The organism is Kitasatospora sp. NPDC058048, assembly GCF_042885555.1.
In the GTDB taxonomy this organism is placed as follows: domain Bacteria; phylum Actinomycetota; class Actinomycetes; order Streptomycetales; family Streptomycetaceae; genus Kitasatospora; species Kitasatospora lactacystinica.
This window is the reverse complement of sequence record NZ_JBHVRT010000010.1, coordinates 183,602-210,355: the sequence shown is the minus strand read 5'-3', so window position 1 is coordinate 210,355 and position 26,754 is coordinate 183,602. Positions and strand designations below refer to the sequence as shown.

General features: G+C 75.0%; 27 protein-coding genes and 1 pseudogene. 17 read left to right on the top strand and 11 right to left on the bottom strand.

The window, feature by feature from the left end; translation table 11 throughout:
• The first annotated feature begins 95 nt into the window (after window positions 1-95).
• A complete protein-coding gene (locus tag ACFVVA_RS14015; RefSeq protein WP_387689047.1) occupies window positions 96-455 on the top strand; it encodes a hypothetical protein in 360 nt (119 codons plus the stop codon).
• On the opposite strand, the gene ACFVVA_RS14010 is transcribed toward ACFVVA_RS14015, so the two are convergent.
• Window positions 452-1,681 carry a TetR/AcrR family transcriptional regulator gene (locus tag ACFVVA_RS14010; protein WP_387689045.1) on the bottom strand — a complete coding sequence of 410 codons (1,230 nt, stop codon included), beginning with the start codon at window positions 1,679-1,681 and terminating at the stop codon, window positions 452-454. The genes ACFVVA_RS14015 and ACFVVA_RS14010 overlap by 4 nt on opposite strands.
• A gap of 295 nt (window positions 1,682-1,976) precedes the next feature.
• Here ACFVVA_RS14010 and ACFVVA_RS14005 point away from each other — a divergent pair, with 295 nt between their 5' ends.
• A complete protein-coding gene (locus ACFVVA_RS14005) occupies window positions 1,977-3,134 on the top strand; it encodes an acyl-CoA dehydrogenase family protein (RefSeq protein ID WP_387689043.1) in 1,158 nt (385 codons plus the stop codon).
• 78 nt (window positions 3,135-3,212) lie between these two features.
• Here ACFVVA_RS14005 and ACFVVA_RS14000 read toward each other — a convergent pair whose 3' ends face one another.
• The gene (locus tag ACFVVA_RS14000) at window positions 3,213-3,479 is read right to left on the bottom strand and encodes a hypothetical protein (protein WP_359910370.1); all 267 of its coding nucleotides are present in this window, start codon (window positions 3,477-3,479) and stop codon (window positions 3,213-3,215) included.
• 131 nt (window positions 3,480-3,610) lie between these two features.
• Here ACFVVA_RS14000 and ACFVVA_RS13995 point away from each other — a divergent pair, with 131 nt between their 5' ends.
• Window positions 3,611-3,928 (top strand): cupin, encoded by a 318-nt coding sequence (locus ACFVVA_RS13995; protein WP_359825923.1) that lies wholly within the window; start codon window positions 3,611-3,613, stop codon window positions 3,926-3,928.
• Here the strand turns inward: ACFVVA_RS13995 and ACFVVA_RS13990 are convergent.
• Entirely contained in the window at window positions 3,918-4,559 is a 642-nt protein-coding gene (locus ACFVVA_RS13990) for a TetR/AcrR family transcriptional regulator (protein ID WP_387689040.1), read from the bottom strand. The two genes, ACFVVA_RS13995 and ACFVVA_RS13990, sit on opposite strands and share 11 nt — an antisense overlap.
• Before the next feature lie 113 nt (window positions 4,560-4,672).
• On the opposite strand from ACFVVA_RS13990, the gene ACFVVA_RS13985 reads away from it, so the two are divergent.
• The 6 genes from ACFVVA_RS13985 to ACFVVA_RS13960 all read left to right on the top strand — a co-directional run bounded on the left by ACFVVA_RS13985 (window position 4,673) and on the right by ACFVVA_RS13960 (window position 10,828).
• The gene (locus tag ACFVVA_RS13985; protein ID WP_387689038.1) at window positions 4,673-6,235 is read left to right on the top strand and encodes an MFS transporter; all 1,563 of its coding nucleotides are present in this window, start codon (window positions 4,673-4,675) and stop codon (window positions 6,233-6,235) included.
• Between the two features lie 265 nt (window positions 6,236-6,500).
• Complete coding sequence (locus tag ACFVVA_RS13980) at window positions 6,501-7,070, top strand: methyltransferase family protein (protein ID WP_387689036.1); 570 nt, start codon at window positions 6,501-6,503, stop codon at window positions 7,068-7,070.
• A 211-nt stretch (window positions 7,071-7,281) separates the two neighbouring features.
• Window positions 7,282-7,590 carry a Sec-independent protein translocase subunit TatA gene (tatA, locus tag ACFVVA_RS13975; protein ID WP_359910355.1) on the top strand — a complete coding sequence of 103 codons (309 nt, stop codon included), beginning with the start codon at window positions 7,282-7,284 and terminating at the stop codon, window positions 7,588-7,590.
• Between the two features lie 192 nt (window positions 7,591-7,782).
• Complete coding sequence (locus tag ACFVVA_RS13970; RefSeq protein ID WP_387689034.1) at window positions 7,783-9,159, top strand: hypothetical protein; 1,377 nt, start codon at window positions 7,783-7,785, stop codon at window positions 9,157-9,159.
• A gap of 111 nt (window positions 9,160-9,270) precedes the next feature.
• Window positions 9,271-9,792, top strand: coding sequence for an ion channel (locus ACFVVA_RS13965; protein ID WP_359910349.1), 522 nt, complete (start codon window positions 9,271-9,273; stop codon window positions 9,790-9,792).
• Between the two features lie 325 nt (window positions 9,793-10,117).
• Entirely contained in the window at window positions 10,118-10,828 is a 711-nt protein-coding gene (locus ACFVVA_RS13960; RefSeq protein WP_359910346.1) for a class I SAM-dependent methyltransferase, read from the top strand.
• Window positions 10,829-11,100: 272 nt separating this feature from the next.
• Here the strand turns inward: ACFVVA_RS13960 and ACFVVA_RS13955 are convergent, their stop codons facing one another.
• From ACFVVA_RS13955 to ACFVVA_RS13945, 3 genes are all read right to left on the bottom strand, one after another.
• Window positions 11,101-12,690 (bottom strand): protein kinase, encoded by a 1,590-nt coding sequence (locus tag ACFVVA_RS13955; protein WP_387689031.1) that lies wholly within the window; start codon window positions 12,688-12,690, stop codon window positions 11,101-11,103.
• Between the two features lie 412 nt (window positions 12,691-13,102).
• Window positions 13,103-14,209: a hypothetical protein gene (locus ACFVVA_RS13950; protein WP_387689029.1), complete on the bottom strand. Its 1,107-nt coding sequence runs from the start codon at window positions 14,207-14,209 to the stop codon at window positions 13,103-13,105.
• A complete protein-coding gene (locus ACFVVA_RS13945) occupies window positions 14,206-15,099 on the bottom strand; it encodes an RNA polymerase sigma factor (protein WP_387689027.1) in 894 nt (297 codons plus the stop codon). The genes ACFVVA_RS13950 and ACFVVA_RS13945 overlap by 4 nt, the downstream gene beginning before the upstream one ends.
• 381 nt (window positions 15,100-15,480) lie before the next feature.
• Between ACFVVA_RS13945 and ACFVVA_RS13940 the strand changes: the two genes are divergently transcribed.
• The 4 genes from ACFVVA_RS13940 to ACFVVA_RS13925 all read left to right on the top strand — a co-directional run bounded on the left by ACFVVA_RS13940 (window position 15,481) and on the right by ACFVVA_RS13925 (window position 18,934).
• Window positions 15,481-16,191, top strand: coding sequence for a hypothetical protein (locus ACFVVA_RS13940; protein ID WP_387689025.1), 711 nt, complete (start codon window positions 15,481-15,483; stop codon window positions 16,189-16,191).
• A 158-nt stretch (window positions 16,192-16,349) separates the two neighbouring features.
• Complete coding sequence (locus ACFVVA_RS13935; protein ID WP_387689023.1) at window positions 16,350-17,123, top strand: VC0807 family protein; 774 nt, start codon at window positions 16,350-16,352, stop codon at window positions 17,121-17,123.
• A 186-nt stretch (window positions 17,124-17,309) separates the two neighbouring features.
• Window positions 17,310-18,053, top strand: coding sequence for a tyrosine-protein phosphatase (locus ACFVVA_RS13930; RefSeq protein ID WP_387689021.1), 744 nt, complete (start codon window positions 17,310-17,312; stop codon window positions 18,051-18,053).
• Window positions 18,054-18,175: 122 nt separating this feature from the next.
• Entirely contained in the window at window positions 18,176-18,934 is a 759-nt protein-coding gene (locus tag ACFVVA_RS13925; RefSeq protein ID WP_387689019.1) for a Clp protease N-terminal domain-containing protein, read from the top strand.
• Window positions 18,935-18,987: 53 nt separating this feature from the next.
• On the opposite strand, the gene ACFVVA_RS13920 is transcribed toward ACFVVA_RS13925, so the two are convergent.
• The gene (locus tag ACFVVA_RS13920) at window positions 18,988-19,479 is read right to left on the bottom strand and encodes an NUDIX domain-containing protein (RefSeq protein WP_387689017.1); all 492 of its coding nucleotides are present in this window, start codon (window positions 19,477-19,479) and stop codon (window positions 18,988-18,990) included.
• A gap of 86 nt (window positions 19,480-19,565) precedes the next feature.
• Between ACFVVA_RS13920 and ACFVVA_RS13915 the strand changes: the two are divergent.
• Window positions 19,566-19,763, top strand: a pseudogene (locus ACFVVA_RS13915) (STAS domain-containing protein); the annotation flags it as partial.
• A gap of 45 nt (window positions 19,764-19,808) precedes the next feature.
• Here ACFVVA_RS13915 and ACFVVA_RS13910 read toward each other — a convergent pair.
• From ACFVVA_RS13910 to ACFVVA_RS13900, 3 genes are all read right to left on the bottom strand, one after another.
• The gene (locus tag ACFVVA_RS13910) at window positions 19,809-20,852 is read right to left on the bottom strand and encodes a sigma-70 family RNA polymerase sigma factor (protein ID WP_387689015.1); all 1,044 of its coding nucleotides are present in this window, start codon (window positions 20,850-20,852) and stop codon (window positions 19,809-19,811) included.
• 182 nt (window positions 20,853-21,034) lie between these two features.
• On the bottom strand, window positions 21,035-21,307 hold the full coding sequence (locus tag ACFVVA_RS13905; RefSeq protein ID WP_387689013.1) for a hypothetical protein: 273 nt from the start codon (window positions 21,305-21,307) through the stop codon (window positions 21,035-21,037).
• A gap of 194 nt (window positions 21,308-21,501) precedes the next feature.
• Entirely contained in the window at window positions 21,502-21,768 is a 267-nt protein-coding gene (locus tag ACFVVA_RS13900) for a UBP-type zinc finger domain-containing protein (protein ID WP_359902101.1), read from the bottom strand.
• Window positions 21,769-21,965: 197 nt separating this feature from the next.
• Here ACFVVA_RS13900 and ACFVVA_RS13895 point away from each other — a divergent pair, with 197 nt between their 5' ends.
• Window positions 21,966-22,739, top strand: coding sequence for an SDR family oxidoreductase (locus tag ACFVVA_RS13895; RefSeq protein ID WP_387689010.1), 774 nt, complete (start codon window positions 21,966-21,968; stop codon window positions 22,737-22,739).
• Window positions 22,740-22,806: 67 nt separating this feature from the next.
• Window positions 22,807-25,581, top strand: coding sequence for a lysylphosphatidylglycerol synthase domain-containing protein (locus tag ACFVVA_RS13890; RefSeq protein ID WP_387689008.1), 2,775 nt, complete (start codon window positions 22,807-22,809; stop codon window positions 25,579-25,581).
• Between the two features lie 146 nt (window positions 25,582-25,727).
• Here the strand turns inward: ACFVVA_RS13890 and ACFVVA_RS13885 are convergent, their stop codons facing one another.
• Window positions 25,728-25,928: a hypothetical protein gene (locus ACFVVA_RS13885; RefSeq protein WP_380541579.1), complete on the bottom strand. Its 201-nt coding sequence runs from the start codon at window positions 25,926-25,928 to the stop codon at window positions 25,728-25,730.
• Window positions 25,929-26,139: 211 nt separating this feature from the next.
• Here ACFVVA_RS13885 and ACFVVA_RS13880 point away from each other — a divergent pair, with 211 nt between their 5' ends.
• Window positions 26,140-26,634, top strand: coding sequence for a carboxymuconolactone decarboxylase family protein (locus ACFVVA_RS13880; RefSeq protein WP_387689006.1), 495 nt, complete (start codon window positions 26,140-26,142; stop codon window positions 26,632-26,634).
• The last annotated feature ends 120 nt before the right edge of the window (window positions 26,635-26,754 follow it).

Here is a 26,754-nt window from a genome sequence, read left to right as displayed (position 1 = left end):
GTACGGCGAGCCGCCCGGCGCCGCGGGCCACGGCGCCCCGGAGCGGCCACCCCGGACGGCGCCACAATCCGCACTTTCTCGCCAGGGAGACCAGCGTGTCCCGTCTTCGCGCAGCCGCCGCCACCGCCCTCGGGGCGTTCCTCCTCGCCGGCGTCGGCGCCGGCACCGCGCACGCCGACAGCGGCGCCGGCGCGACCGACCACTCCAACGGCAGCGTGGTGAGCGACGCGGGCTCCGGCAACATCATCGGCGACGTCCACGGAAACGTGGTCAACACCCAGCAGACGGCCACCGGTTCGGGTGCGGGCAACCAGAACAACAGCCTCGCGGTGACGGGCAACGGCGGAAACGTCGGCGGCACCCAGAACAACAGCGGGAGCACCGGCGCGCCCCAGGGCAACGGCGGGAACTCCCGGGGCACCGGCGGCACCGGACGCACCGGGGGCAACCGCTAGAGCGACTCTCCCCCGGACGTCCCCAGCACCGCCCGGCCGAGCCGCAGCAGGCAGTCCCCGAGGTCCGGCCTGGTGCTGTGCGGACGGTTCCGCACCCCGTCGTTGACCAGCGCGAACAGCGCGTGCACCCGGATCCGGGCGGCCGCCGGGTCGAGCCCGGGGTGCACCTGCCGCAGCAGGCCGACCCAGGTGCGCAGGAAGTCCCGCCGGAAGTCCACCGCGGCCCGGCGGTCCGGCGGGGCCAGCCGCTCCGTCTCGCTCAGCATGGCGCCCAGGTAGTCCCCGTTGCGCAGTGCGAAGCCGACGTACGCGCCCAGCCCGGCCTCCAGCGCCTCCCCCGGCCCGGCGGCGGCCGTGATCGCGCCGTCCACCTCGTGCCAGAGCCGCTCGCGGCTGCGCACCAGTGAGGCGGCGAGCAGCTCGGCCTTGCTGTCGAAGTGCCGGTACACGCTGGGGCCGGATATGCCGACGGCGGCGCCGAGTTGGTCGGTGCTGACGTTGTCGAAGCCGCGCTGGTGGAACAGCCGGACGGCCGCCGCGAGCAGCTCCTCCCGGCGCGCCCGCGGCCTGGGCTCCGGCACCGGCCCCGAGGCGGTCCCCGGCGCCACCGGCACTGCCCCGGAGGCGGACTCCGAGGCCGCCGGCACCGGCCCGGCGCAGGGCCCCGCGTCCGTCCCGTCCAGGGGGACCGCCAGGACGGCGGCGACCATCCCGCGCAGCAGCGCCTCGGCCCGTCGGGGCTGCGGCACCGCCGACTGGTAGGACAGCCCGGCGCAGGCCGAGAGCGCCGACCAGCAGAGCAACTCGGCGTCCCCGGCGGCGAGTTCCGGCCGTTCCACGCGCAGCACCGCGACCATCAGGGCGACGTCGGCGCGCAGTTCACGGCGCAGCGCCGCCCGCCGGGCCGGCGGCAGCAGCCGGGCGTCGCGCTGCACCAGGGTGCCGAGCGGGCGGTGGCCGACGGCGACGGCGGCCAGCGCGGCGCCGAGGTCCGCGGTGGTGCGGGCCGGGCGCAGGCCTTCGGCGAGTGCGTCCAGGCCCAAGCGGACGACCCGGTCCAGCAGTTCGGGCTTGCCGCGGAAGTGCCGGTAGAGCGCGGGCGCGGTGATGCCGACGCCGGCGGCGACCTCGGTCATCGAGACCTGGTGGTAGCCGCTGCGGTGGAAGCGGTCGGCGGCCACGGCCAGGATCTGGGCGCGCCGCCCGGGCGGCCGTCGGACGACCATGGCGAGCCTCCCTCCCCTTCGGCCGGGCACCGGCCCGGCACTGGTCCCGCACCGGCCCGGCACCACGCCGGCCTCCGGAACGGCGCCGACCTCTGGAACGGGACCGTGACCGGCGTCGACGGAAGGCTAGCAAGGATTCACTTCGCACCCTCGCCGACCGCGCTCCCCACCGGCTTTCCGCGCCCGGCCGAGTCTGGACAGCCGAAGCTACCCCGGATTAACTTGTGGAGCCACCACCAGGCAGGTTCCGCCCCGGCCGGCAGCCCCGGCCGGGGCCGTCGAAGGGAGCACCGCCGTGCGCCGCACCGTGTTCAACGAGGACCACGAGGCCTTCCGGGAGACCATCCGGGACTTCATCGCCAACGAGGTCGTCCCGGTCTACGAGAGCTGGGAGGCCGACGGTCACCCGCCGCGCGACTTCTACCGGCAGCTCGGCGAACTCGGCGTCTACGGCATCGAGGTGCCGGAGGAGTACGGCGGCGCGGGCGAGAGCGGCTTCAAGTACCAGGCGGTGATCGCCGAGGAGACCGCCCGGGCGGGCGTGAGCTTCGGCTCCTCCGGCGTGCACACCGGCCTGGTGCTGCCGTACCTGCTGGAGTACGCGAACGAGGAGCAGAAGCGGCGCTGGCTCCCCGGTTTCGTCTCCGGCGACATCATGACCGCGATCGCGATGACCGAGCCGGGCGCCGGCTCCGACCTCGCGGGCATCTCCACCACCGCGCGGCTCTCCGAGGACGGCACCCACTACGTCCTGAACGGCGCCAAGACCTTCATCACCGGCGGCGTGCTGGCCGATCTCGTCCTGGTGGTCTGCCGCACCGCCCCGTACGACCCGGAGAACCGCCGGGCCGGGCTGTCCATCCTCTGTGTGGACACCGCCTCCGCGGGCTACACCGTCGGCCGCAAGCTCCAGAAGATCGGCCTGCGCACCTCGGACACCGCCGAGCTGGCGTTCAGCGACGTCCGGGTGCCGGTGGAGAACCTGCTCGGCGAGGAGGGCAGGGCCTTCTCCTACCTGACCCACAACCTGGTGCAGGAGCGGCTGGCGATCGCTGTCGGCGCGTACGCGGCGGCCGCGGCGGCGGTGCGGTTCGCGGTCCAGTACGTCAAGGACCGCAAGGTGTTCGGCAAGGCGGTGGCCGAGTTCCAGAACACCAAGTTCACCCTGGCCGACTGCGAGTCCCAGGTGGTGGCGCAGCAGTCGATGGTGGACCGGGCACTGGAGCTGTACCAGCAGGGCGAGCTGACCGTCGCGGACGCGGCCGCGGCGAAGCTGTTCTGCACCGAGTCGGCCTCCACGGTGATCGACAAGTGCCTCCAGTTGCACGGCGGTTACGGCTACATCCTGGAGTACCCGATCGCCCGGCTCTACACCGACAACCGGGTGTTCCGGATCTACGGCGGCACCAGCGAGGTCATGCGCAGCATCATCGCCAAGTCGCTGGGCCTGTAGGGCCGTTCGGGTCCGACGGCACGGCGGGCCGCCCTTCCGCGGCGGCCCGCCCCGCTGTTCGCCGGCCCGGTGGGCGGGCTAGTTCGGTGAGCTGTGCTCGGCGCGCCAGGCCTCCCAGCCCGCGTTGGACGCCACCTTCGCCTCCCGCAGGGCCCGCTGGGCGAGGGCGGTCGGCGGGGTGTCCAGACCGCGCACCCAGCTGCGGCCGGCCGCGATCAGCGCCGCGCACACCACCACTGTCCCGGTCGCGCTGAGCAGCGTGCCGATCGCGGTGAGCGCCACGCCGCCGGTCAGCAGCGGGCGGTTGACCTGGAACCCGGAAATGACTCTGTCGTTGGTCGCCATGCCTCCACGATGCGGGCAGTCGGCGGAGCCTGCACCTCGGACCGCCCGGCCGCGTTACCTCCGGGTGCGGGGCGCGCGGGCGTCCGCGACCCTGGGCTCACGGAGTGCGCCCGGAGCCAGGAGGAGGCGCGGTGCCCGATCTCGAACAGCTCGCCGTGGAGCACGCCGCCCGGGCGGCGGAGAGCCCGCACGGGCGCAGCGCCCACTTGGTCCTGCACGACGGGATCCTGCGGCAGACCGTGATCGCGCTGACCGCGGGCACCACGCTGGACGAGCACAACCCGCCCACCGCGGGCAGCGTCCAGGTGCTGCGCGGCCGGGTGTCACTGACCATCGCCGGCCGGCGGCTGGAACTGCCGGCCGGGCACCTGGAGCCCGTCCCGCAGGAGCGGCACGGGCTGCTGGCGCACGTCGACTCGGTGGTGCTGCTGACCGCCGTCACCGCGTAGCGGGAGAGGGCTCCGTAACGACTGAGGGCTCCGTAGCGGGCGAGGGCTCCACGGGGGCGAACACGCTGTCGCTGACCAGCCGCAGTCCGCGCAGGAAGTCCTGCCCGCCGGGCGCGAGCTCGGGCGCGGCCAGCCACTGGGCGCAGTAGCCGGCCAGCAGGGTCTGGTAGAAGGATCCGCGGGCGACCTCCTCCGCGGTGTCCGGCACCTCGGGCAGCCCCTGGAACACCGCGGCCAGTCCGAGCCGGCCCTCCTTCTGCGCCGCCGCGAAGGCGTCCGCCAGGTCGGGGGCGTGCCCCGCCTGGGCGAGCGCCTCGAACTGGGCCGCCCAGAGCCCGCGGTGCTCGACGAAGACGTCCCGCAGGCCGTCCCAGACGGCCGCGAAGCGCACCTCCGGGTCGTCCGACACCTGGTTGGCGGCGATCACCACCGCGCCCAGGGCCTCCCCCATCTCCCCGATCGCCTCGATCATCGCCGCGTTGAGCAGCGCGTCCTTCGAGCCGAAGTGATAGCCGATCGCGGCCAGGCTGACGCCGGAGGCGGTCGCGATGTCGCGGGCGGTGGTGCGGCCGTAGCCCTTCTCGTACAGGCAGCGCTTGGCGCCGCCCATCAGGTCTTCGCGGTTTCCCATGCCCCGATCCTACGGAAGCCATGGACGAATGTCTCGCACATTCGTCTTACTCGCTCGTCCGTCTTGCACATACGTACTAGACAAGCGTCTGAGTCATCCGTACCGTCTTCCCCATGACCGCAACCACCGGCCGCGCAGGCCGTCGCGAATGGATCGGCCTGGCCGTCCTCCTGCTCCCGACCCTCGTCCTCACCATGGACATGGGCGTGCTCTTCTTCGCCGTCCCGTACATCTCCACCACGCTGGCGCCGAGCGGCACCCAGCAGCTGTGGATCATGGACATGTACTCGTTCCTGCTGGCCGGACTGCTCATCACGATGGGCGCGCTGGGCGACCGGATCGGCCGCCGCCGACTGCTGATGATCGGCGCCGCCGGCTTCGTGGGCGCCTCGCTGCTGGCCGCCTGGTCGCACGACGCCGACCAGCTGATCGCGGCGCGTGCGCTGCTCGGCGCCGCCGGGGCCACCGTGATGCCCTCGACCCTCGCGCTGATCCGCAACATGTTCCACGACCCCAAGCAGCGGCAGATCGCGCTCGGCGCCTGGGGCGGCATCCTCACCGCCGGGGCCACCCTCGGCCCGGTCGCCGGCGGGCTCCTGCTGGAGCACTTCTGGTGGGGCTCGGCCTTCCTGCTCGCCGTCCCGGTGATGGCCCTGGTGCTGCTGGCCGCGCCCGCCCTGCTCCCCGAGTACCGCTCCACCGGCCGCACCGGCCGCTTCGACCTGCTCGGCGCCGTGCTCTCGCTGGCCGCGATCCTGCCGCTGGTCTACGGCGTCAAGACGATCGCCGTCGAGGGCTGGAGCCTGCTGCCCGGACTGGCCGTCCCCGCCGGACTGCTGCTGGCCGGCGCCTTCGTGCGGCGCCAGCGCACCGCCGCGAACCCGCTGCTCGACCTGAGCCTGTTCCGGATCCGCACCTTCAGCGGCGCGATCAGCGTCAACAGCATCGCGATGTTCGCGATGATGGGCTTCTCCCTCTTCACCTCGCAGTACCTCCAGCTGGTCAAGGGCATGAGCCCGCTGACCGCCTCGCTCTGGTCGCTGGTGCCGAGCCTGGGCGTCGGCGCCGCGGTCGGGACCAGCTCGGCGCTGGCCGGGAAGGTCCGCCCGGCGGTACTGATGGGCGGCGGCTTCCTGGTCGGCTCGGCGGGCTTCGCGATGATGACCCTGGTCGGCCCGCACTCCCCGCTGGCGCTCATCCTCACCGCGGCCGGCGTGCTGGCCGCCGGGACGGTCGGCACCATGACGATGACCGCCGAGATGGTCGTCTCCGCCGCCCCGGTCGAGCAGGCCGGCGCCGCCTCCGCCACCTCCGAGACCGCCGTCGAGCTCGGCAGCTCGCTCGGCATCGCCCTGCTCGGCGCGGCCGGCGCCGCGGTCTACCGCCACCGGCTGGACGGCGCCCTCCCGGCCGGCGTCGACGGCGAGGCCGCCCGGACCGCCCAGGACACCCTCGGCGGAGCGGTCACCGTCGCCGCCCACCTGCCCGGCCGGCTCGGCGCCGACCTGCTGGAGACCACCCGCGCCGCCTTCACCGACGGCCTGCACGTCGCGGCCGTGGTCGGCCTGGTCTTCGCCCTGGGTGCCGCCGTCCTGGCCTACCGCCTGATGCGCCACCTCCCGGCCGCCGCCCCCGCCACCGCCCCGGAACCCGCTCCGGAGCCCGCCGCCGCCTGACCCGTCCGACCCGTCCGGCCCGATCCACGCGAGTCATCGAGAGCCCCCGCCCATCCCGGGCGGGGGCTCTCCGCCGTCCAGGGAGCCGCTGTCCCGGGAGCCGCCCCCGCCTCCGCGCAGCGGTCCCGCCGAGCGCCCGCGCGGCCCCGCGCCGTGCCTCCACCCGGGGGTGGACCGCGCCGGGTCCACCCCCGGGTGCGTGTGCCGGCCGCCCGCCGGGAGGAGCGTGGAAGCACACCTCGGATCCGACCGCCGGGAGTCCCTCATGTCCCTGCCCGCCCTCCTCTCCCTCCTCGGTGTCCTCTGCTGGGTCGCCTACGAGCTGCTGCTGCGCCGACGCGAGGACACCGCCGCCGGCACCTGGCACGCCGACCGCCGCGACCGCGGGTCCACCCGGCTGCTGCTCGGCTGCTACGCCCTGTCGGTCCTGGTCGTGGTGCTGTTCGACCGCGCCGGGATCGGCGAACTGCCCTCCTGGGCCGCCTGGTTCGGGGTGGCCCTGGTGGTCGCCGGGCTGGCGCTGCGGGCCTGGGGCATGCGCACCCTGGGCCGCTACTACACCCGCACCCTGCGCACCGTGGACACCCAGTGCCTGGTCCGCACCGGCCCGTACCGGCTGATCCGGCACCCCGGGTACGCCGGCAGCCTGCTGGTCTGGGTCGGCTACGCGGTCGGCACCGGCAGCTGGGCGGCCGCCCTGGTGGTCGCGGCCCTGCTGCTCGCCGCGTACGGCTGGCGGATCTCCGCCGAGGAGCGGCTGCTGCTGGACGCCTTCGGGAGCGAGTACGCGCAGTACCGCCGGGTGACGAAGCGCATGGTGCCGTTCGTCCACTGAAGGCCCCGACGCGGTCGGCCGGGTGTGAACTTCGGCACCCGCGTCCGGCCGGGCCGGTGCCGCCGCGCTCGCGATCCGCTCGAACGGCACCTGGTTTTTGGCCAGCGTTTCCCGGCTGGTGTATCCGTTCGCCGTCAGGTACAGGCATACTGGCCAGCACGGGCGCTAGCGCCCGCCATGACTCCTGACAAGAAGGGACCGGTGGCCAGGGATGCTGCGGAACGGTCTTGAGCCCTGGCACATTCTCGTGGTGCTGGCGGTCGTAATCCTGCTGTTCGGATCGAAGAAGCTGCCCGAGATGGCCCGTGGCCTGGGCAAGTCCATGCGCATCCTGAAGGCCGAGACGAAGGCCATGCGCGAGGACGACACCCCGGCGGACGCCGCGGCTGGCACCGCGCAGAGCACCGCCGCTCCCCAGCAGGGCGCCACCGCTCCCCAGCAGAGCGCCGACCGCCCGGCCGTCACACCGACCAACGTGACCAAGGCGACCGAGACCAAGCGGCCCGAGACGACCGCCTGAGTCCGCCCCCTTCCTCCGGAAAGCCCCTGGTGAACCACCAGGGGCTTTCCGCGTTCCGGGGCCGTCCTGAGCCGTTCCGGGGCCGACCCGAGCCGTTCCGGGCCCGCTCCGGCCACCGCCCTTCCCGACTGGCCGTCCGATCTGATCCGTTGTCTCCTGGTACGCACCCACCGGAGGAACGGAGCGCCCGGCATGCCGACCGACCGACCCGGCGCCGGGCCCGAGGGCGGGCCCGGTGACGAACTGGCCGAGCTGCGGGCCCGGCTGAGCGCCGTCGAGGCCCAGGAGGCACGGCTCGCCGAACAGTTGGCCGCCGGGCCGGCCGCGCCCCCGGCGGACCGCCCACCGCCCCGGCACCGGGTGCGCTCCTTCCTCGCCGCCCTCCTGATCGTGCTGGCCTGCGCGCTCACCCCGCTCGGCGCCCTCGCGCTCTGGGCACGGTCCGAGATCAGCGACACCGACCGCTACCTCGCGACGATGGCCCCGCTGGCCGAGGACCCCAGGATCAAGGCGGCCGTCACCGACCGGGTGACCGCCGAGATCATGAAGAAGCTCCCGCTCGACTCGCTGCTCGACGGCCTCGCCCCGGACGACCGGCCCAAGCTCGGCGCCCTGCTCGGCGGCATCGGCCAGGCCCTGGACGACGGGCTCGGCAGCCTCGTCCACGCCCAGGTCGAACGGCTCGTGAACAGCGACGCCTTCGTCACCCTCTGGACGGACGTCAACCGGGACGCCCACGCCGCGGTCGAGAAGATGGTGACCGGGCAGGGCGGCGGCGCCGTCGAGGTGCACGACGACACCGTGGTGCTCGACCTCGCCCCGGTGATCGCCCGGGTGAAGTCCGCGCTGGTGGACCAGGGGCTCCCGCTGGCCTCCCGGATCCCGGAGATCCACACCTCCTACCCTCTGGTGCGGTCCGACGCCCTCCCCGAGGTCCGCACCACCCTGCAGGTCCTGGCCCTGGCCGGCTTCTGGGTGCCGGTGCTGGCCGGGGCCTGCGCGCTCGGCGGTGTGCTGCTCGCGACCCGGCGCCGCCGGGCGGTGGTGGCGACGGCCCTCGGCATGGCGGGCGGGGCGCTGCTGCTGGGCATCGGGCTGAGCGCGTTCCGGGCCGTCTACCTGGACCGGCTCCCGGCCGATGTCGACCAGGCGGCCGCCCAGGCGGTGTACGACACCCTGGTGCGGTACCTGCACTCGGCCGTCCGGGTGGTGGTCACCCTCGGCCTGCTGGTCGCCCTCGGCGCCTGGGTGATCGGCCCCGGACGGTGGGCGCGCACCGTCCGGGGCGGCTGGCGCGCCGGGCTGGGCGCGGTACGGCGGGTGGCCGCGCGGGCCGGACTGCGGCTCGGGCCGGTCGGCCGGTTCGTCCACCGCTGGAAGGCCCCGCTGGGCTGGCTGGCGGTCGCCCTCACGGCGCTGGCCTTCGTGCTGTGGAGCCACCCGACGGTGCTGGTGACGCTCTGCCTGGCGCTCGGGCTGCTCGCCGTCCTGGCGGTGCTGGAGCTGCTGGACGCGCCGGGGCAGGACCGGGCGGGGCAGCCCGGGGAAGGAGCCGGGGCCTCGGCCTGAGGGGCGGCCACCCGGGGCGCGGGGCCTGCCGGGGCCCGCGGGGCGCGGGGGCTCGCCCGATCGGACCAGGCGGGCGAGCGGACGGGCCCGGGCCCGGGGAGGCTGGGCGGGATGTCCGAGAACCCTCCGCCCCCTGCCGACCTGCGGGCCTGGCTCTGGCTGCTGATCGCGTCGACGCTGCTGATGGTCGGGTACTTCACGCTGCCCCTGGAGTGGCTCGGCGAGCGCCGGCCGGTGCTGAGCTGGCTGGTGTTCGCGGGGGCGCTGGTCGGGCTGACCTGGCTGATGCTGGCCAAGATCGTCGGGGTGATGCGGGGAACGGCCAAGCGGCCGGTGGTCTGGCTGGCCTTCCTCATCTTCCTGGCGCTGACCATCTTCGCGGGGACGTACTACGTGATGGGCGCGCACAAGTCGGAGTTCGCCGGGCTGGAGACCCGGCTGGACGCGCTGTACTTCACCGTGGTGACGATGGCGACGGTCGGGTACGGGGACATCACCCCGGCCGGGCAGACGGCGCGCCTCGTGGTGGTGCTGCAGATCGGGTACAACTTCGTGTTCCTCGCGGCGGCGGCCGGAACGGCGTCCCGGGCGGTCCGGGGGAACGTGGAGCGACGGATCCGACGCCAGGACTGAGGCTGGCGCGGACGGCAGCGGGCGTCCGCCCGGCACCCCTGTGCCCACCCCGTCGGCACCCCTGCGCCCACCCCACCGGAAGGCCTTTCCGACAATCAGTCAAAATTCTTTAGTTCTTTGGTAGTTGGCTCCACACCGGCCGCCCCGCCGAGGGCAGCGGGTCGAGCGCCGGCACCCGGCCGGCACCACGCTCCGGCCAACCGGGCTGCCCGGATCCGCGAGAACGCCGTACCCGTAAAGTGACCTCACAAAATTCTCATGTTTTCGCTCGGCCGGACGACGCGTTCCGCGGCGGCCAGGGAGACGAAGAAGTCCGGGAGGGTCCGTGGAAGGTCATGAGGTACGCAAGCTCGCCGAGCTCGAAGACCGGCACTGGTGGTACAAGGAGCGGCGGATACTGCTGGGCCGGGAGCTCGCCAAGTTCAGCAAGGCGGGCACCGCGCTGGACATCGGGGCCGCGGGCGGTGGCAACACCCGGGTGCTGAGGGCGAACGGCTGGAAGCCGATCGCGATCGAGTACGGGGAGGAGGGCGCCCAGGTGGCCCGCGACCGCGGGCTCACCGTGATGCGGGCCGACGCCCGCAGGCTCCCGGTCGCCGACGGCGCGATCGACCTGGTGGTCGCCTTCGACGTGCTGGAGCACATCGAGGAGGACGACGCGGCGATGGCCGAGATCCACCGGGTGCTGCGCCCCGGCGGGGTGGCACTCATCGCGGTGCCGAGCGACATGAGGCTCTGGTCGGCGCACGACGTCGCGGTCGGCCACGTCCGCCGCTACACCCGCGACACCCTGCGCGAGGTGATCGTCGGCAGCGGCTTCACCATGGAGACCCTGGACAGCTGGAACGTCCTGCTCCGCCCGGCCGCCGCCTGGCGCCGGAAGAAGAGCACCGGCAGCGACCTGGACGACGTTCCGGCCTTCATCAACACCGCGCTCAGCACGGTGATCGCCGCCGAGCGCTACCTGCCCGTCCAGGGCCTGCCGGGCGTCTCCCTGCTGACCCGGGCCCGCAAGCCCGTCACCGCCGCCCGGTAGGCGCCCCTGGGGGTTTCCGCCGGCCGGTTCGCGGAGCCCCCGTCGCACGGGAGGTCGGCCGGGCCGACTTCCCGTGCCCTCGCCCCTCGGCTGCCGGGGCTGCCGGGGCTACCGCGGTCGGTGCGGTCGGCCCACAGCATTGTCCACAGGCTGTGGACAGTGCTGTGCACTCAGGACGGAACCCTCACCCGCGGCGAAGGACACGAGTCCGCCTCCGCGAAGCCGGCAGCTGACGGCCGGAGCCGGTAGCCGGTGGCAGGCGGCCGGGCCCGTCAGTCGTCCTGGAGATCGACGGCGGTGTGCAGGGTGGCGAACAGGGCCGAGAGGCGGGCGTTCCAGTTGGCGTACGTCGGGACGTCGATGGCGTGCTTCTTGCCCATGTCCTTGACCACCTTCTGGGCGTCCTTGAGCTCCTGCGCGGCGTCGTCCGGGTTGCCCTCGTTGAGGCGCGCGGCGGTGGTGTCGAGGATCCTCAACAGGTCGGTCTGTTTGTCCCGCTCCCTGCCGACCTGGGCCTGGGCGACGGCCTGGCGGAAGGCCTGGATCTGCAGCGCTGCGGGCTGGTTGCGCGGGACGGCCTGAGTGGGGGCCGGGGGCGCGGACGGCGCCGCCGAGCTGCTGGTGGGCGCCGCCGAGGCCGCGGAGGCCTTCGGGGTGGGCGTCGCGACCGGGGCGGTGGACGGGGCGGTGGCCGCGGCGGGCTTGGCGGCGGCCGCGTTGCCGGCCGGCTCGTCGAAGGCGGTGAGGGCGAGCGCGGTGACGCCGGCCAGGCCCACCACGCCCAACGCCCCGAACACCAGCGGCTTCCGCCGGCTGCGGGCAGCCGTGTTCCCGGGCGCGGGCCCGGGCCTCGGGACCGGGACGTAGGCGGGAGCCGCCGGGGCGGGGATCGGCGCCATCACCGAGGTGGCGGCCGGCGGCTGGGGCGGCAGCACGGTGGTGTGCTGCTGGTTCGGCGCCGGGAAGTGGGGCACCGGCGGCAGCAGCTGGGTGGCGGCCCCGCCCGCGTTCGCGAGCAGCTCCGCCGTCGGGTCGGCGACCATCAGCCCCGGTACGGTGCCGAGGAGTTCGGCCCGCGCGGTGGCCGCGTCGGCCGGGCGGTCGGCCGGGTTCTTGGCCAGCAGCCGCAGCACCGCCGCGTCCAGCGCGGGCGGCAGGCCCTGGCGGCGGACGGACGGCGGCAGCGGCTGCTCGCTGACGTGCTTGAAGGCGATCGCCACCGGGGTCTCGGCGGTGAACGGGGTCGCGCCGGTGAGCATCTCGGTCAGCACGCAGCCGACCGCGTACAGGTCCGTCCGCCCGTCCAGTTCCGAGGCGGTGGCCTGTTCGGGCGAGAGGTAGGCGGCCGTGCCGAGCACGCTCGCGGTCTGGGTCAGGTTGCTGGAGGACCCGGCCCTGGCGATGCCGAAGTCGACGACCTTCACCCCGCCGTCATCGGTGATCATGATGTTCCCGGGCTTGATGTCCCGGTGCACCAGCCCGGCCGCGTGCGCGACCGACAGCGCCTCGCAGACCGCCGCCGCGATGCCCACGGCGCGCTCCACCGGCAACGCCTGCTGCTCCGCCAGCAGGGCGGCCAGCGAACGACCGCTGACCAGCTCCATGACGATGAACGGGGTGCCCTGGTCCACGCCCGAGTCGAAGACCATGACGATCCTCGGGTGCGCCAGCATGGCCGCGTGCTGCGCCTCGCGGCTGAAGCGCTCGGCGAAGCGGGGGTCGTCGGCGAGTCCGCCGTTGAGGACCTTGACGGCCACCTGACGGCCCAGCACCCGGTCCGTCCCGCGCCAGACGGTGGCCATCCCGCCGACGCCGAGCAAGTCGACGAGTTCGTAACGCCCGTTCAGCGCCCGTCCGATCACCTGGAGCTCCCCTCACGTGCCCTGCCCGGGGTCCCGGGCCGCCTCGTGCACCTGTGCACGATAGCCGCCCCGCCGAACGCGCCGACCAGGGGCGGAGGGTGGCGGTCGGGGGACCGGGCAGCGGTCCCCCGGCCGCCGGCACGGGGGTGCGGCCCGCCCTGACTGCGGGCGGGCGGGCCGCACGTTTCCGGGCCGGCCGGGCCGGCGGCGCGTCCGGGGGGTGCGCCTGCCGGTCCGGCCGGGGCCGGCCGGGCGGCCGGTGGGCACGGGGGAGCCGACCGGCCACCCGGGGTCTTCGGGTGGTACTGCTTCCTGCGGGTGGTGCGGTCCTACGGGTGGTGCGGGTGGTGCTGTTCCGGGTGGGCGGCGAGCCCGGGGGGAGTCGCTCGCCGCTCACCCGGAGTCCTGGGGGCTACCTCCCGGCCGACTGTTCGTTCTCGGTCCGGTCGGGCTTGTCCGGGCGGCCGTCCTGCGCGTTGGGGACGGCCGGGGCGGTCACGCCGGACTTGCCCGGTCTGGTACCGGCGCCGCCGGTGTCCTCGCCGTCGCTGCCACCGTTGGCGTTGGCGTTGCCGCGCCCGTTTCCGCTGCCGCTTCCGCTGCTGTTGCCGCTTCCGTCGGTCCGGCCGCCGCCGGTGTTCCCCTTGCCGGATCCGGCGTTCGCCCCGCTGCCGCTGCCGGTGCGGCCGGGGTCGCGCGCCGGGCCGGTGGCGCCCTGGTGGTCGCCGTCCTCGCCGTCCTCGTCGTCGATCGCGGCCCGGCAGTAGTCCGTCACGCGGTCCGCGCCACCGGCCGCCGCGACCAGCGGGCCGTACAGCGATTCGCCGGCCAGTCGGCTCGGGCGGTCGCCCTTGGCCGTACGGTCGGCGAAGCCGGTGCACAGGCCGAGCAGTGCGGGCGGGACGGCCGAACGGCCACCGCGCCCCTCGGGCGAGGAGGTGCCGGGCGTCGCGGGGCCGGACGGGACGACCGCCTGCGGTCCGGCGGAGGCGCTGCCGGACGGACGGGCGGAACCGGACGCCACGGCACCGAACGGGGCCGCGCCCGCGGACGACCCGACGGCCGCCGGGCCGGACGCCGGGCCGGTGACCGCGTCCCGGCCCGAGAGCCTGTGCTCCGGCGCGGACGGGCCGCCGCCCAGCGCGGGCGGCAGGTTGCCGGTGCCGGCGGCGACGGCGACACCGCACAGCGCGGTGGTGCCGAGCACGACGGCGGTGGCCTTCGTACTGAAGGCCCTGGCCAGCACCGCGGTTGCCATCGATCGTCTCCGGACGGGGGTCACTGTCGGGTCGGGCGTGAGACTCGCCTTCCGGAACGCGGCCAGGGCGGCCTCCTCCCCGGCCAGTTCGCCGGCCGTCGCGGGGGCGGCGGCCGCGGCGAGCACCCGGGCGAGTTGCCCGGGACCGCCGTCCGGTCCGGTGAGCGAGGCGTCCTGCCCGGCCGACGGGCCGCCCACGGCACCACCGAGCAGCTGCTCGGCGGCATCACGGTCGATCCGACGGGATCGGTTGGTGCTCATCTCATGTCCTTCAGCGTCGCGGCCCGGCGTTCTGTCACACCCTGCGGAGAACTTTTTTTCGCGGGTTTCCCCACGGGTCGCCCGACGGCCTCGCCCCCGCTCACTCCGGCCGCCGCCCCGGCGGTGTTCCCCGCGGCCCCGGCGCCCGGTCCGGCCTGGGCCCCGGTCTGGGCCCCGGTCTGGGCCCCGGCCGTCGCCGCGCCGGCCCGGGCCGCCGGGATGCCGATCCCGGAGGCGCGCGGCTCGACCAGCTTGGCCAGCCGCCGCAGCCCCCGGTGGGCGGCCATCCGGACGCTGCCGGCCCGCTTGCCGAGCACCCGGGCGGCGCTCTCCGCGTCCAGCTCCATGACCACCCGCAGCAGCACGGCCTCGGCCTGGTCGCGCGGCAGTCGGGAGATCAGGGCCAGCGCGTCGGCGGTGCCGACCGTGGTCAGCGCCGCACGCGCGGTGTCGTCCCCCGCCGCCAGCTCGACCAGCTGCTCGAACGGCAGGTCGGTGACCGGACGGCGGCGCCGGGCGCGCAGGTGGTCGAGGGCGCGGTGGCGGGCGACGGTGGCGGCCCAGCCGCGGAAGCCGTCCCCGTCGCCGGAGAAGCCGCGCAGGTCGCGGGCGATCTGCAGCCAGGTCTCGGAGGCGATGTCCTCGGCGTCCTGCGCGTCCTCCGGCCGGCCGCCGACCAGCACCCGCAGGTAGCGCAGCAGGCCCGGCTGGACGGTCCGGAAAAGCAGCCGGAACGCCTGTTCGTCCCCGGCCTGCGCGGCCCGGACCGCCTCGGTCAGGTCGGGGGGAGGAGCGGGGGCCGGGCCCGGCGGCGGGCCGGCGGGTGGGACTGGTCCGGACCGGCCGACGGGTCCGTCGGTGCCCGCTCCGGGGCGCTCTGCACTCTGCACCCGCCACATGATGCGCCATTCGGGCGAACACTTCGGCTCCGGCCGAACGACCGCCCGCGACCGGGGCCAAGGTCCCGAGGACTGCTGTCGTTCGCCCACGGCCCGGGCAGGCCCGTCCGGCCTACGTTGTCGGTAGGCGAAGCAGTCCGGGCCGGCGGTCCGCCCCGATGCCGGGTCCGCCGAAGCACCCGGTCGGCCGCCGTACCCCCGCCGTGTCCGAGGGCGCACGCACGACCCGCGCGGGCCCCGGTCGCACGACCCCGCCTGGTTTGAGCCGTGCCGCTGGGGACCAGCACTGACGGGGACCACCACCGGCACCGGGCCCGGCACACCGCCCCCGGCGCACCCGTCCGGCACCACGACCAGCAGGGAAAGACCGCGATGACGACCGCCCACGAGCTCCACGGGCTCCACGAGCTCCATGCGAAGGGCCTGCGCGAGCACCTCGCACCCGCCCTGCGCGCCCTGGGCCTCATCGGGTGGCGCCGGACCTTCAGCCTGCCGGACGAGACCCACTGGCTGCTGGTCGGCCTGGTCGAGCGCCCCGCCGCCGACCGGGTGCCCTTCACCTTCGAGCTCAGCGTGGTCCGCCGCACCGACTGGAGCGTCGCGGCCCTCCCCGGCCACCGCCCCGACCCGCGCACCCGGTACGGCGTCGAGACCTGGCGGGCCCGGATCGGCGAGGTGCTGCCGGTCGGCGAGGACGTCTGGTGGGAGGTGCTGCCCGGGCCGCGCTGGCAGCTCCCGCTGGACGACGCGGTCGCCGCCGTGCACCGTTACGGCCTGCCGGAGCTGCGGCGCCGGGCCGAGGCGGACCGCACCTCCACCGGGGAGACCTACCTCCTGCCCGCCGAGCTGGAGGCGGTCAACGCCGCGCTGCCGACCGCGGCGGTGGCCCGGGTGCAGCGCGCCGAGCTGGCCGACGGGGCGCTGGTGCTGACCGGCGCCTGGACCCGCGGCGACGGCGTCGCCCGGACCGTTCTGGCGGGTGTCGCGCAGGGCTTCCTGTCCGCCGGCGACGAGCGCTTCGGCACCGTCCGCTGCCTGGACTCCCTGGGCCGCGCGCTGTGGACCTTCCCCGACGAAGGGTAGGAAATCCGCAGGTCGAAGACGGTGTCACGGGGCGCACCATGACAACCGTCACGCGGATGACGCAACGGACGGCACTGCTCTGACGGAGGGTCGGACGGAAAGACTGGAGGCACGACGCGGGCAGCGGCCCGCGGCCACCAGCCGGGGAGGAACCCACCGTGAGCCAGACCGTCAGTGCCGCCGCCGTCACCAGCGCCGCCGCCCTCACCGGCACCGCCCCGGCCGCGTCCGCCACCACGTTCCCCGCCACCGGCGCCGCCACCCGCGCCAAGGCCCCCAACCCGCTGGTCTCCGGGCTCCGCCCGCTGGCCCTCGACGTGGCCGCCCCGCTGGCCGGCTACTACCTGCTGCACTCGGCCCTCGGCCTGAGCGAGTTCGCCGCACTGGCCTGGAGCAGCGCCTTCCCGGCCGCCCGGACCGTCCTCGGCCTGCTGGTCGAGCGCAGGCTCAACCTGTGGGCCACCCTGATGCTGACCGTCAACCTGGCGGGCCTGGCGCTGACCTTCGTCACCGGCGACGCCCGTCTGATGATCGCCAAGGACGGCGGGCTGAGCGGCACCGTGGCACTGGCGATCCTGGTCTCCGCGCTGGTCGGCCGACCGGTGATGACCCCGATGCTGATGCCCTTCCTCACCAAGGGCCGGCCGGAGCGCGCGGCCGCCTGGCAGCGGCTGGTCGAGGGCCGGGCGGCCGGAGCGCGGGCCTTCCGCCGCCACGAGCGCCTGTTCTCGGGCATCTGGGGCACCGCGCTACTGGCCGAGTGCGCGGCCCGGGTGGTCGGTGCCTTCACCCTGCCGGTGTCGACCATGGCCTGGCTGTCCACCGTCGTCCTGATCGGCGCGATCGTGGCCGGTTCGCTGCTCGGCCAGATCGCGGTCGAGCCGATGGAGCGGCTGGTCCGCGCCGAGGCCGAGGCCCCGACCGCCGCCTGAGCACACGGCCCGCCGCTCTCCCGGACACCCGGTTCCCCGAACAGCCGCCTCCCCGAACACTTCCCCGAACACTCCCCTGAACGGCCGGTTCCCGGGACTCGAACGGCGAGGAACCATCCGGATCCCCCGGGAGTCGTTCATAACGAGGGGGTAACGGGACCCCCGCCGAGGAAAACGGGGACCCCCATGTACCGGACGACGCACGCGCCGAGCAGCACCGAGGACCGCACGCTCGTCTGGGACGGCTGCCTGAACGTCCGCGACCTGGGCGGCCTGCCCACCGCCTCCGGCCGGCCCACCGCCCACGGCGCGATGGTCCGGGCGGACAACCTGGACCGCCTCACCGCCGAGGGCTGGGACGCCCTCCTCGACCACGGCGTCCGCACCGTGGTCGACCTGCGCAACGCCGAGGAGTACAAGCCGCTCCTCCCGCTCCCCGAGGACGTCGAGCTGGTCCGCGTCCCGCTGGACGAACTGGCCGGCCCCGCCTGGTGGGAGGCCCACGGGCGACTGGACGGTACCCCGCTCGCGCTCCGCCCCTACCTGGACCACTGTCCGCACGCCGCCGCCGCGCTGGTCTCCGCGCTCGCCGACGCCCGCCCCGGCGGCGTGGCCGTGCACTGCGGCGCCGGCCGCGACCGCACCGGCCTGGCCGTCCTGCTGCTGCTCGCCCTGGCCGGGGTCGACCGGGCAGCGATCGCCGAGGACTACCTGATGAGCGGCCCCAACGTCCGTCCGCTGTACGGGATGCTGGGTCTGCCCGACCCGTACCGCCGGATCGACGCGGTGCTCGCCGAGGCCGGGACCACCGCCGAGGACGCCCTGGCGGCCGCGCTCGACGACTTCGACCCGGTCGGCTACCTGCTCGCGGCGGGCGTCGCACCCGAGCGGATCGCCGCCGTCCGGGAGCGACTGCTGCCCACCGAGTAGCGCGGGCCCCCCGGAGCCGCCGGGGCTCCCGAAAGGATCCCCCGGGACGCCCGGGAAGAACTCCGCAAACCATCGTCAACCGATGGTTGACGATCCCCGGATCGACAACCTACGGTTGACGCATGGAGAATCCCGTTGTTCCCAACAGCACTCCGCTGCGCCTCGACGACCTGATCGCCGCGATCAAGAAGGTCCACACCGACGCGCTCGACCAGCTCTCCGACGCGGTCATCGCCGCCGACCACCTCGGCGAGCTCGCCGACCACCTCATCGGCCACTTCGTCGACCAGGCCCGCCGCTCCGGCGCCTCCTGGACCGACATCGGCCGCAGCATGGGCGTCAGCAAGCAGGCCGCCCAGAAGCGCTTCGTGCCCAAGGATCCGGGCGCCCCGAACGACCTCGACCCCAGCCAGGGGTTCAGCCGGTTCACGCCCCGGGCCCGCAGCGTCGTGGTGGCCTCCCAGGAGGAGGCCCGCAAGGCGGGCAACGCCGAGATCACCACGGCGCACCTGGTGCTCGGCCTGCTCGCCGAGCCGGAAGGCATCGGCATGAAGGCGCTCACCGCCCAGGGCGTCACCCCGGAGGCCCTGCGGGCGGTGGCTGCCGCCGCCCTGCCGGCCGCCGCCGACGACCTGCCGGCGCTGATCCCGTTCGACGCCGAGAGCAAGAAGGCGCTGGAACTGACCTTCCGCGAGGCGCTCAAGCTCGGGCACAACTACGTCGGCACCGAGCACCTCCTGCTCGCCCTCCTGGAGCTGGAGAACGGCCAGGGCGTGCTGGCCGGGCTGAAGGTGGACAAGCCCGCCGCCGAGGCCTTCGTCTCGGAGGCGATCGCCGCCATCGTCGCCGCCCAGGACGCGGAGGCCGAGCCGCAGCAGTGAGGCCCCGTGCCCTGTCCCGGACGGAACTCCCGCCCGGGACGGGGCACGTGCGCTCAGAACCCGGAGACGTGGGTGGTGACGATCCGCACCCGGCCGTCCCCGGCCGCCTCCAGCGCCGCCCGCAGCCGGGCCGACCGGGCCGGGCCGAGCAGCTCCAGGGCGTCCCCGACCGACGCCCAGCGGTAGTCGTCCAGTTCGCCGGCCGGGACGGTCACGGGGGTGCCGTCCGGGACGGCGCCGAAGTCGAACATGAAGTGCTGGGCGGGGTGGTCGAGTTCGGCCGAGGCGTGGGTCCAGGAGATGGCCAGCAGCTCGCCCGCCCGCCGGACGAGGCCGGTCTCCTCCTGCAGCTCCCGCTCGGCGCACTCCACCGGGCCCTCGCCGAGGTCGATCGTGCCGCCCGGGAACTGCCAGTGCTCGCGGTACCCGGCCTTCACGATCAGGATCCGGCCGGACCCGTCCCGCAGCAGGCACCCCGCCGCCGCGTAGATCCGGGGCAGGGAGGCCAGCCATTCCTCGCGGGACTTCAACGGCTCAGCCGTCACGGTGCTCCTCCTGGGACGGGGCGGGTTCGGTCGCCCCCACTCTGCCACCAGCCGACGACCGATGAGTCGAGGCCGCCCCGACGGTCCTATCCGGCATGAACACCGTGGAAGCCGAACCGGAACGCCCCGTACTGACCTGCGACCTGGGCGCGCTGACCGCCCCCGACCTGGCCGTCGTCGACGCGCTCGCCCGGCTGCGGCTGGCCGCCGCCCGGCACGGAGTGACCGTGGTGCTGCTGAACGCCGGCGGCCCGCTGCGCGAACTGCTCGCGTTCAGCGGCCTGTCGGCGCTGCTGCCGGGCGCGGCCGACCCCCCGGCCTTCGCGGAGCTACTCGGCGACGGACTCCACGGCGGGCTCGACGGGCTCGGCAGCTTCGACGGCGGACTCCCCGACGGGATCGGCCTCCAGTCGGGGCGAGAGGCCGAAGAGCGGGAAGAGCACGTCGGTGTCCAGGAAGTTGGTGAAGCCGGTGATCCGCCCCTCTGACACCTCCGGCACGATCAGCGCCCACGGCTCGAACCCGCCCGCCGGACTCGGCCGGTACTGGCCGAAGGCCGGACCTCCGTTGGCCGTCACCGGGAGCAGCCGGGAACCGCGGCAGCCGTGACCGGGGCCCAGCATCCACGCCCGGAGTTCGTCCCGCCCGCGCAGCCACATCGAGAACGGCGGCATGTTGAGCGTGACGTCCTCGTGCAGCAGCGCGGCGAGACCGTCCATGTCGTACGCCTCGAAAGCGCGGACGTAGCCGTCCAGCAGCGCGCGCCGGCCCTCGTCCAGCTCGGGGGCCGGCCGGGCCGCCGACGCGTCGACGGCGAGCACCGCCCGGGCCCGCTGCAGCGCGCTGTTGACCGAGGCCACCGTGACGCCGAGCAGTTCGGCCACCTCGGCGGCCTTCCAGCCGAGCACCTCGCGCAGGATCAGCACCGCCCGCTGCCGGGGCGCGAGGCGCTGCAGCACCGCGACGAAGGCCAGCTTCACCGACTCCCGCTGGACGGCCACCTCGGCCGGGTCCCCCGTCTCGGGCAGCACCCGGCCGTCCGGCGCCGGACCGATCCACGTCACCTCGGGGAGCCGGGTGTCGTGCGCCGCGGCCACCGTGACCGGCCCGGCCAGGTCCATCGGCCGGGCCCGGCCGTTGCGGCCGTTCAGCGCGTCCAGGCAGACGTTGGTGGCTATGCGGTACAGCCAGGAGCGCAGCGCGGCCCGCCCCTCGAAGCCCCGGTGCCCGCGCCAGGCGCGGACCATGGTCTCCTGCACCGCGTCCTCCGCCTCGAAGACCGAGCCGAGCATGCGGTAGCAGTAACCGGTCAACTCGGTGCGGTACCGCTCCAATTGGAGCTCGACCGGCTCCTCCGTGATCACGTCGGTCATCGTGCGCCCCGCCCCCGTCGTCCTGCCCCGTACCTGCGCCTGTACCTGCGCCCTGGTGAACGGGACGAACGTAGCGCACACCACTGACACCGACCGGCTTCCGCAGGGGAAGGGGAACGTCTGACGACGCGCCAGGAACGGTCCGGTGCAGTGCACTGCGGTGCGGCACGGTGCGGCACGGCTCAGTGGGCGGAGTGCTTCTCCGCGCCACGGTGCCGGTGCCCCTTGAGCTCGGCGTGCATCGCCGGGGCGGCGTGCATCGTCGCGCCCGGCGCGTCCCTTCCACCGTGCCGGAACGATTCGCCGGCACCGTGCCCGGCGGCGGCGTAGGACATCGCGGCGGCGCTCGGCATCGGCGCGAACCGGGCGGGCGGGCTCGCCATGCCCCGGCGTTCCAGCAGTTCCTGGGTGCCCTGGCGGAGCTTGGCGGTGCTGCCGGGCGTTCGCTTGGTCATCGTCGGCCTCCCTTCGTCGGCCACCGGCCGGACGGATGCCGGCCGGTGGGGCCGAACGGGCTTTATGTCCGGATTTTATCCGGATTGCAGGCCCGTGCCAGTGCGGAAGGGATGTGCGGGCGCCACACCCGGGAGACGTCCGCGGGAGCCTGCGCGAGCGCCGGTACGCGGGCCCCGTCACACGCGTGACCGGCTCAGCCCATGACCTCGTGGACGAAGCACCAACGCCAGTCCTCCCCCGGCTCGTACGAGCGGATCACCGGGTGGGAGGTGTTGTGGAAGTGCGCGGTGGCGTGCCGTTGCGGGGAGAAGTCGCAGCAGCCGATGTGGCCGCAGTCCAGGCAGATCCGCAGGTGCACCCAATCCCGGCGGCCCTGCTCCAGGCAGTCGGCGCAGCCGTCGGCGGGCGGCCGGGGCTCGATGTTCTGAGGGGCCAGAGCGAGGTCTTCGCAGGCGCTCATGACTGAAAGGCTATGCCGCCCCGGCACGGAACGCCCGCTCAGGGCGGCCACGGACGGGCGTCCCGAGGGTGGCCCTGCCGTTCCCCGGTTCCCCCGTCCCAGGAAGGGAGTTCCCGGGAAAAGCGCAACCCTGGGTAACCGCTCGCAGCCCGCGCAGAGTGGTCGGCACCGGCCCGACCGAACCTCTGGAGCCCCCGATGAACCACCCGTCCACCGCCGACCGCACCGCCGACCGCACCGCCGTCGTCACCGGAGCCGCCAGCGGCATGGGCGCCGCCACCGCCCGGCTGCTCGCCGCATCCGGCGCCCGGGTCGCCCTGCTCGCCCGCCGCACCGAGCGGCTGGACGCCCTCGCCGCCGAGATCGCCGCCGCGGGCGGACAGGCGCTCGCCGTCACCACCGACATCACCGACCAGGCCTCGGTGGACGCCGCCGCGAAGGCCGTCCACGACGCCTACGGCCCGGTCGACCTGGTGGTCAACAACGCCGGGGTGATGCTGCCCAACCCGCTCGCCGACGGCCGGATCGACGAGTGGACCCGCATGGTCGACACCAACCTCACCGGCGCGCTGCGGATCGTCCGCGCCTTCGGCTCCGACCTCACCGCGGCCGCCGCCGAGGGCCGCACCGCCGACCTGGTCAACGTCTCCTCGATCGCCTCGCACGTGGTCTTCCCCGACTACGCGGTGTACGGGGCCACCAAGGCCGCGCTCACCCAGCTGTCCGCCGCCCTGCGCAGCGAGTTCGGCCCGCGCGACGTCCGGGTCAGCGCGATCGAACCCGGACTGACCGACACCGAACTCGCCGAGCACATCGACAACCCGGTGCTGCGCGAACAGCTCGGCGGCATGTTCACCGCCATCCCGGCGCTCGCGGCCGAGGACGTCGCCGACCTCGTCGCCTACACCGTGAGCCGCCCCCGGCACGTCAACCTGCGCCACCTGGTCGTCCTGCCGACCCGGCAGGCGTAGGGCCGCGTCGTCCGGCGCTGCCGAATCCCCGCCCCTCGCCCGCGGGCGGCATGGGAGCATGCCATCCGTGGCGATCGTGACGGGGAGAACGAACGGCGACACCGGCGGGGCCGACCCCGGCGGTGCGCCCGCGCAACGGAAACGCGGCACGGGAACGCGGGACACCGGCGGCAGAAGCGGCACCGACAGCGGCAGCGGCAGCAGCAGCGACGGCACCGGGGCATCGGCCGTCGGCACCGGAGTGTCCGCCGACGGCACGGGAGTGTCCGCCGACGGCACCGGGGTGCCGGCCGACGGCAGCCCCGGAACGGCCCCCGCCCGGATACCCGAGCAGGCCGGCCCCGGCCGGTTCCGGGCCCGTCCGCTGCCCGCCACCGACCGGGTCCGGCAGCCCGTCGCCCTGATCCGGCTGCTCGGCGGCCTGTTCACCATCGCCCTCACCCTGCTGCTCGCCGACTACGCCCGCGCCACCACCGGCGGCATCGCCGCCGACGTCGCCGAGGCGGCCTCCCTGGTGCCGCGCCCGCTGGCCGGACTGGCCGGCGGTCTCACCACCGCCGCCGTCCTGCTGCTCCCGGTCGGCCTCGCCGTCCGCCGGGTGCTCGGCCCCGACCGGCGACGCGCCCTCCAGCAGGTCTCCGACGGGCTGCTCGCCGCCGTCCTCGCGTACGGCGCCACGCTCGGACTGGACCTCTGGGCCGACAGCCTCGCCCCGCCCTCGCTGCTCTCCGCGCTCACCCAGCCGCTGCCCGGCAGCGGCGGACTCGGGCACACCGAGTCCGTCTACGGCTACCTCGCGCCGGCCCTCGCCTTCATGACCGCCTCCGGCAGCCGGGAACGCCGCCTGCCGTGGACCGTCCTCGCCCTCTCCGGCCTGGCCGGGCTGACCGGCGGGTACGCCACCCCCACCGCGCTCCTGCTCGGGCTGCTGATCGGCTGGACCGGCGCCCACGGCACCCTGTACGCGGTCGGCACCCCCGACCCCTGCCCCCGGCCCGGCGAGGTCCTGCGCGCCCTGCGCGACAGCGGCCTGCGCCCGGTCGAGGCCCGGCCGGCCGGCCCCGACCGCTACCGGGTCCGGCAGGCCGACGACCGCCCCGACCTCGACGTCCAGCTCCTCGACCGGCAGGCCGTCACCGCCGCCGCCGTCCAGCGCGCCTGGCGCCGGCTGCGCCTGCGCACCGCCCCCGACCCGCGCGTCCTGCGCTCCCCGCGCACCGGCCTGGAGCACGAGGCCCTGGTCACGTACGCGGCCCTCGCGGCCGGCGTCCGCACCCGCCGCATCGCCGCCACCGCGGGCATCGGCCAGGACACCGCCCTCATCGCGTACGAGCGGCTGGCCGGACGCACCCTCGACGAACTCTCCGACGAGGAGATCACCGACGAACTGCTCACCGACACCTGGCGACAGTTCGCCCTGCTCCAGCGCCGCGAGATCGCCCACCGCGCCCTCGTCCCCTCCTCCCTGCTGATCGACGACTCCGGCGCCGTGCACCTGGTCGACTTCGCCGACGGCGACATCGCCGCCACCGAACTCGTCCTGTGCTGCGACCTCGCCCAGCTCCTCACCACCCTCGCCCTGCGCGCCGGCGCCGCCCGTTCGGTCCGCACGGCCACCGCCGTCCTCGGCCCCGACCCGATCGACGCCGCCCTCCCGCTGCTCCAGCCCATCGCCCTCACCCACACCACCCGCCGCGCCCTCAGGCAGCACGCCAAACGCACCACCGCCCGAGCCGCCGCCGTGGCCGGTGACGTGGCTCCCCCGTCTGCCGCCGCAGCCGGCGGCGCCACCAACCCCGAGCCGGGGACCCCGCACGACTCCCCCGCCCCCGGCGGCCTCCTCGACGAGATCCGCGCGGAGGTCCTGCGCACCCGCCCGCAAGTGGTGGGCCGCCCGGTGCGGCTGGAGCGGCTGCGGCCGCGGACCCTGCTGATCGTCGTGGGCGGCGTGGTGGCCGGCTGGCTGCTGATCCCGCAGCTGTTCGCGGCGGAGGACAATCCGGTCTCCGCGCTGGCCGACGCCGATCCCTGGTGGCTGGCGCTGGCACTGGCGGCGGCGGCGACGAGCCACGTCGCGGCGGCGATGGGCTTCGTCGGTTTCGTGCCGGAGCGGCTGAACTTCCGCAACGCGGTGCTGGCGCAGGTGGCCGGGTCGTTCGTGAAGCTGGTGTCGCCCGGCGGCGTCGGCGGGGTCGCGCTGAACACCCGCCTGTTGCAGCGGGCGGGCATCCCCACCGCGCAGGCGCTGTCCAGCGTCGGCGTGGGAACGCTGATCGGCCTGGTGCTGCACCTGCTGCAGCTGGGGGCCTTCGTCTATCTGCTGGGCTTCGAGCCGGGCGGCTCCGAGCTGGACGCGCTGCCCGCGGTGGTCGCCGGGCTGGCGGGGGCGGCGGCGCTGCTGGCGGTGGTGTCGGCGATCCCGGTGGCGCGCCGGTGGCTGGCGACGCGGCTGCGGCCGCTGACGGCCGAGGTGCTGCCGCGGCTGCTGGACCTGCTGCGCAGCCCGACCCGGCTGGCGGTGGGCGTGACCGGGCAGCTGCTGGTGTCGATCTGCCTGATCGCCTGCCTGTACTGCTGTGCCCGGGCGATCGGCCCGGAGCCGTCCTTCGCCGCGGTCGCGGTGGTGTTCCTGGTGGGCAACGCGGTGGGCAGCGCGGCGCCGACCCCGGGCGGGGCCGGCGCGGTGGACGGGATGCTGCTCACGCTGCTCCAGCAGACCGCCTCGATGGAACAGGGCGGCGCACTGGCCGCGGTGGCGCTGTACCGCCTGCTGACGCTGATCCTGCCGGTGCTGCCGGGCTGGGCGGCCTTCGTCTGGCTGCAACGCCGCCGGGCCCTGTAGCCGGGACGTCCGGTCCGGGCGGGCGGCGGTCCCGGGGTGGGGCGGGGGCCCGGGGCGGGGCGGGGGCTCGGGGCGGGGCGGCGGCCCGGGGCGGGGCGGGGCGGGGGGCTGCGGGCCCGCAGCCGGTCCCGTCGCCGCCCCGTCGGCTACTCCCGGTACTCCTCCTCGTCGTGCCGGACCGGCCGGGTCTGTTCCACGACGTCCGCGACGTTGGTCGCCGGGTCAGCGCCGAGAGCCCGGCGTTCGGCCACCTCGTCGTAGGTGTCGCCCTCGGGTGCCTTCTCGTCGGTCTCGACGGTCTCGGCGGTCTCCTCGATCAGGTATTCCTCGTGCTGTTCCTGCGGCATGGCATCCGTCCTCACTGTTCGGAGGCCTTCACGGGCCCGGCTGGCGTACTGGCAGTATCCGCCGCCCGGCGCCGGGACGCGAAGTGCCGACGCCGCTCCGGCGTGTTGCCGGGACTGCCGCGAACCCCTTGCCGACCCGCCGGATTGACCCATGGAACAGAGCCCTGAATGGCCCAGGGAACGGGTTCATTCCGCCCCTAGGGTCATAGCCATGACGACGAACGAGAGCGCCCTGACCACCCCAACCACCGACGCCGCCGAGGCCCCCGCCCGCCTCGACCACGCCCGCACCGCGCCCAAGGTGTTCCGCGCGATGATCGCCCTGGACGCCGCCGCCCGCGAGGGCCTGGACCCGGCCCTGGTCGAACTCGTCCAGGTGCGCACCTCCCAGCTGAACGGCTGCGCGTACTGCCTGGACATGCACGTCAAGGACGCCCGCAAGGCCGGCGAGACCGACGAGCGGATCTACCTGCTGCCGGTCTGGCAGGAGGCCCCGGCCGGGGTCTACAGCGAGCGCGAGCGGGCCGCCCTGGCGCTGGCCGAGGAGATCACCCGGATCCACGGCGGCGTCTCGGACGCGGTGTACGCCCGGGCCGCCGCGCACTTCGCGGAGGCCGAGCTGGCGCAGCTGATCTCGGTCTGCTTCACCATCAACGCCTGGAACCGCATCAACGTGGCCACCCGCAAGACCCCCGGCGCCGCGTGACCGCACCGCTGTCCGGGGCGCCGTCCGCACCGCCGGCCTGAACGCCGTCCGCACCGCCGTCCGCACCACCGGGGGTACGATCGGTGCCGTACAAAGGGCTAACCCACACCCACCCGGTGG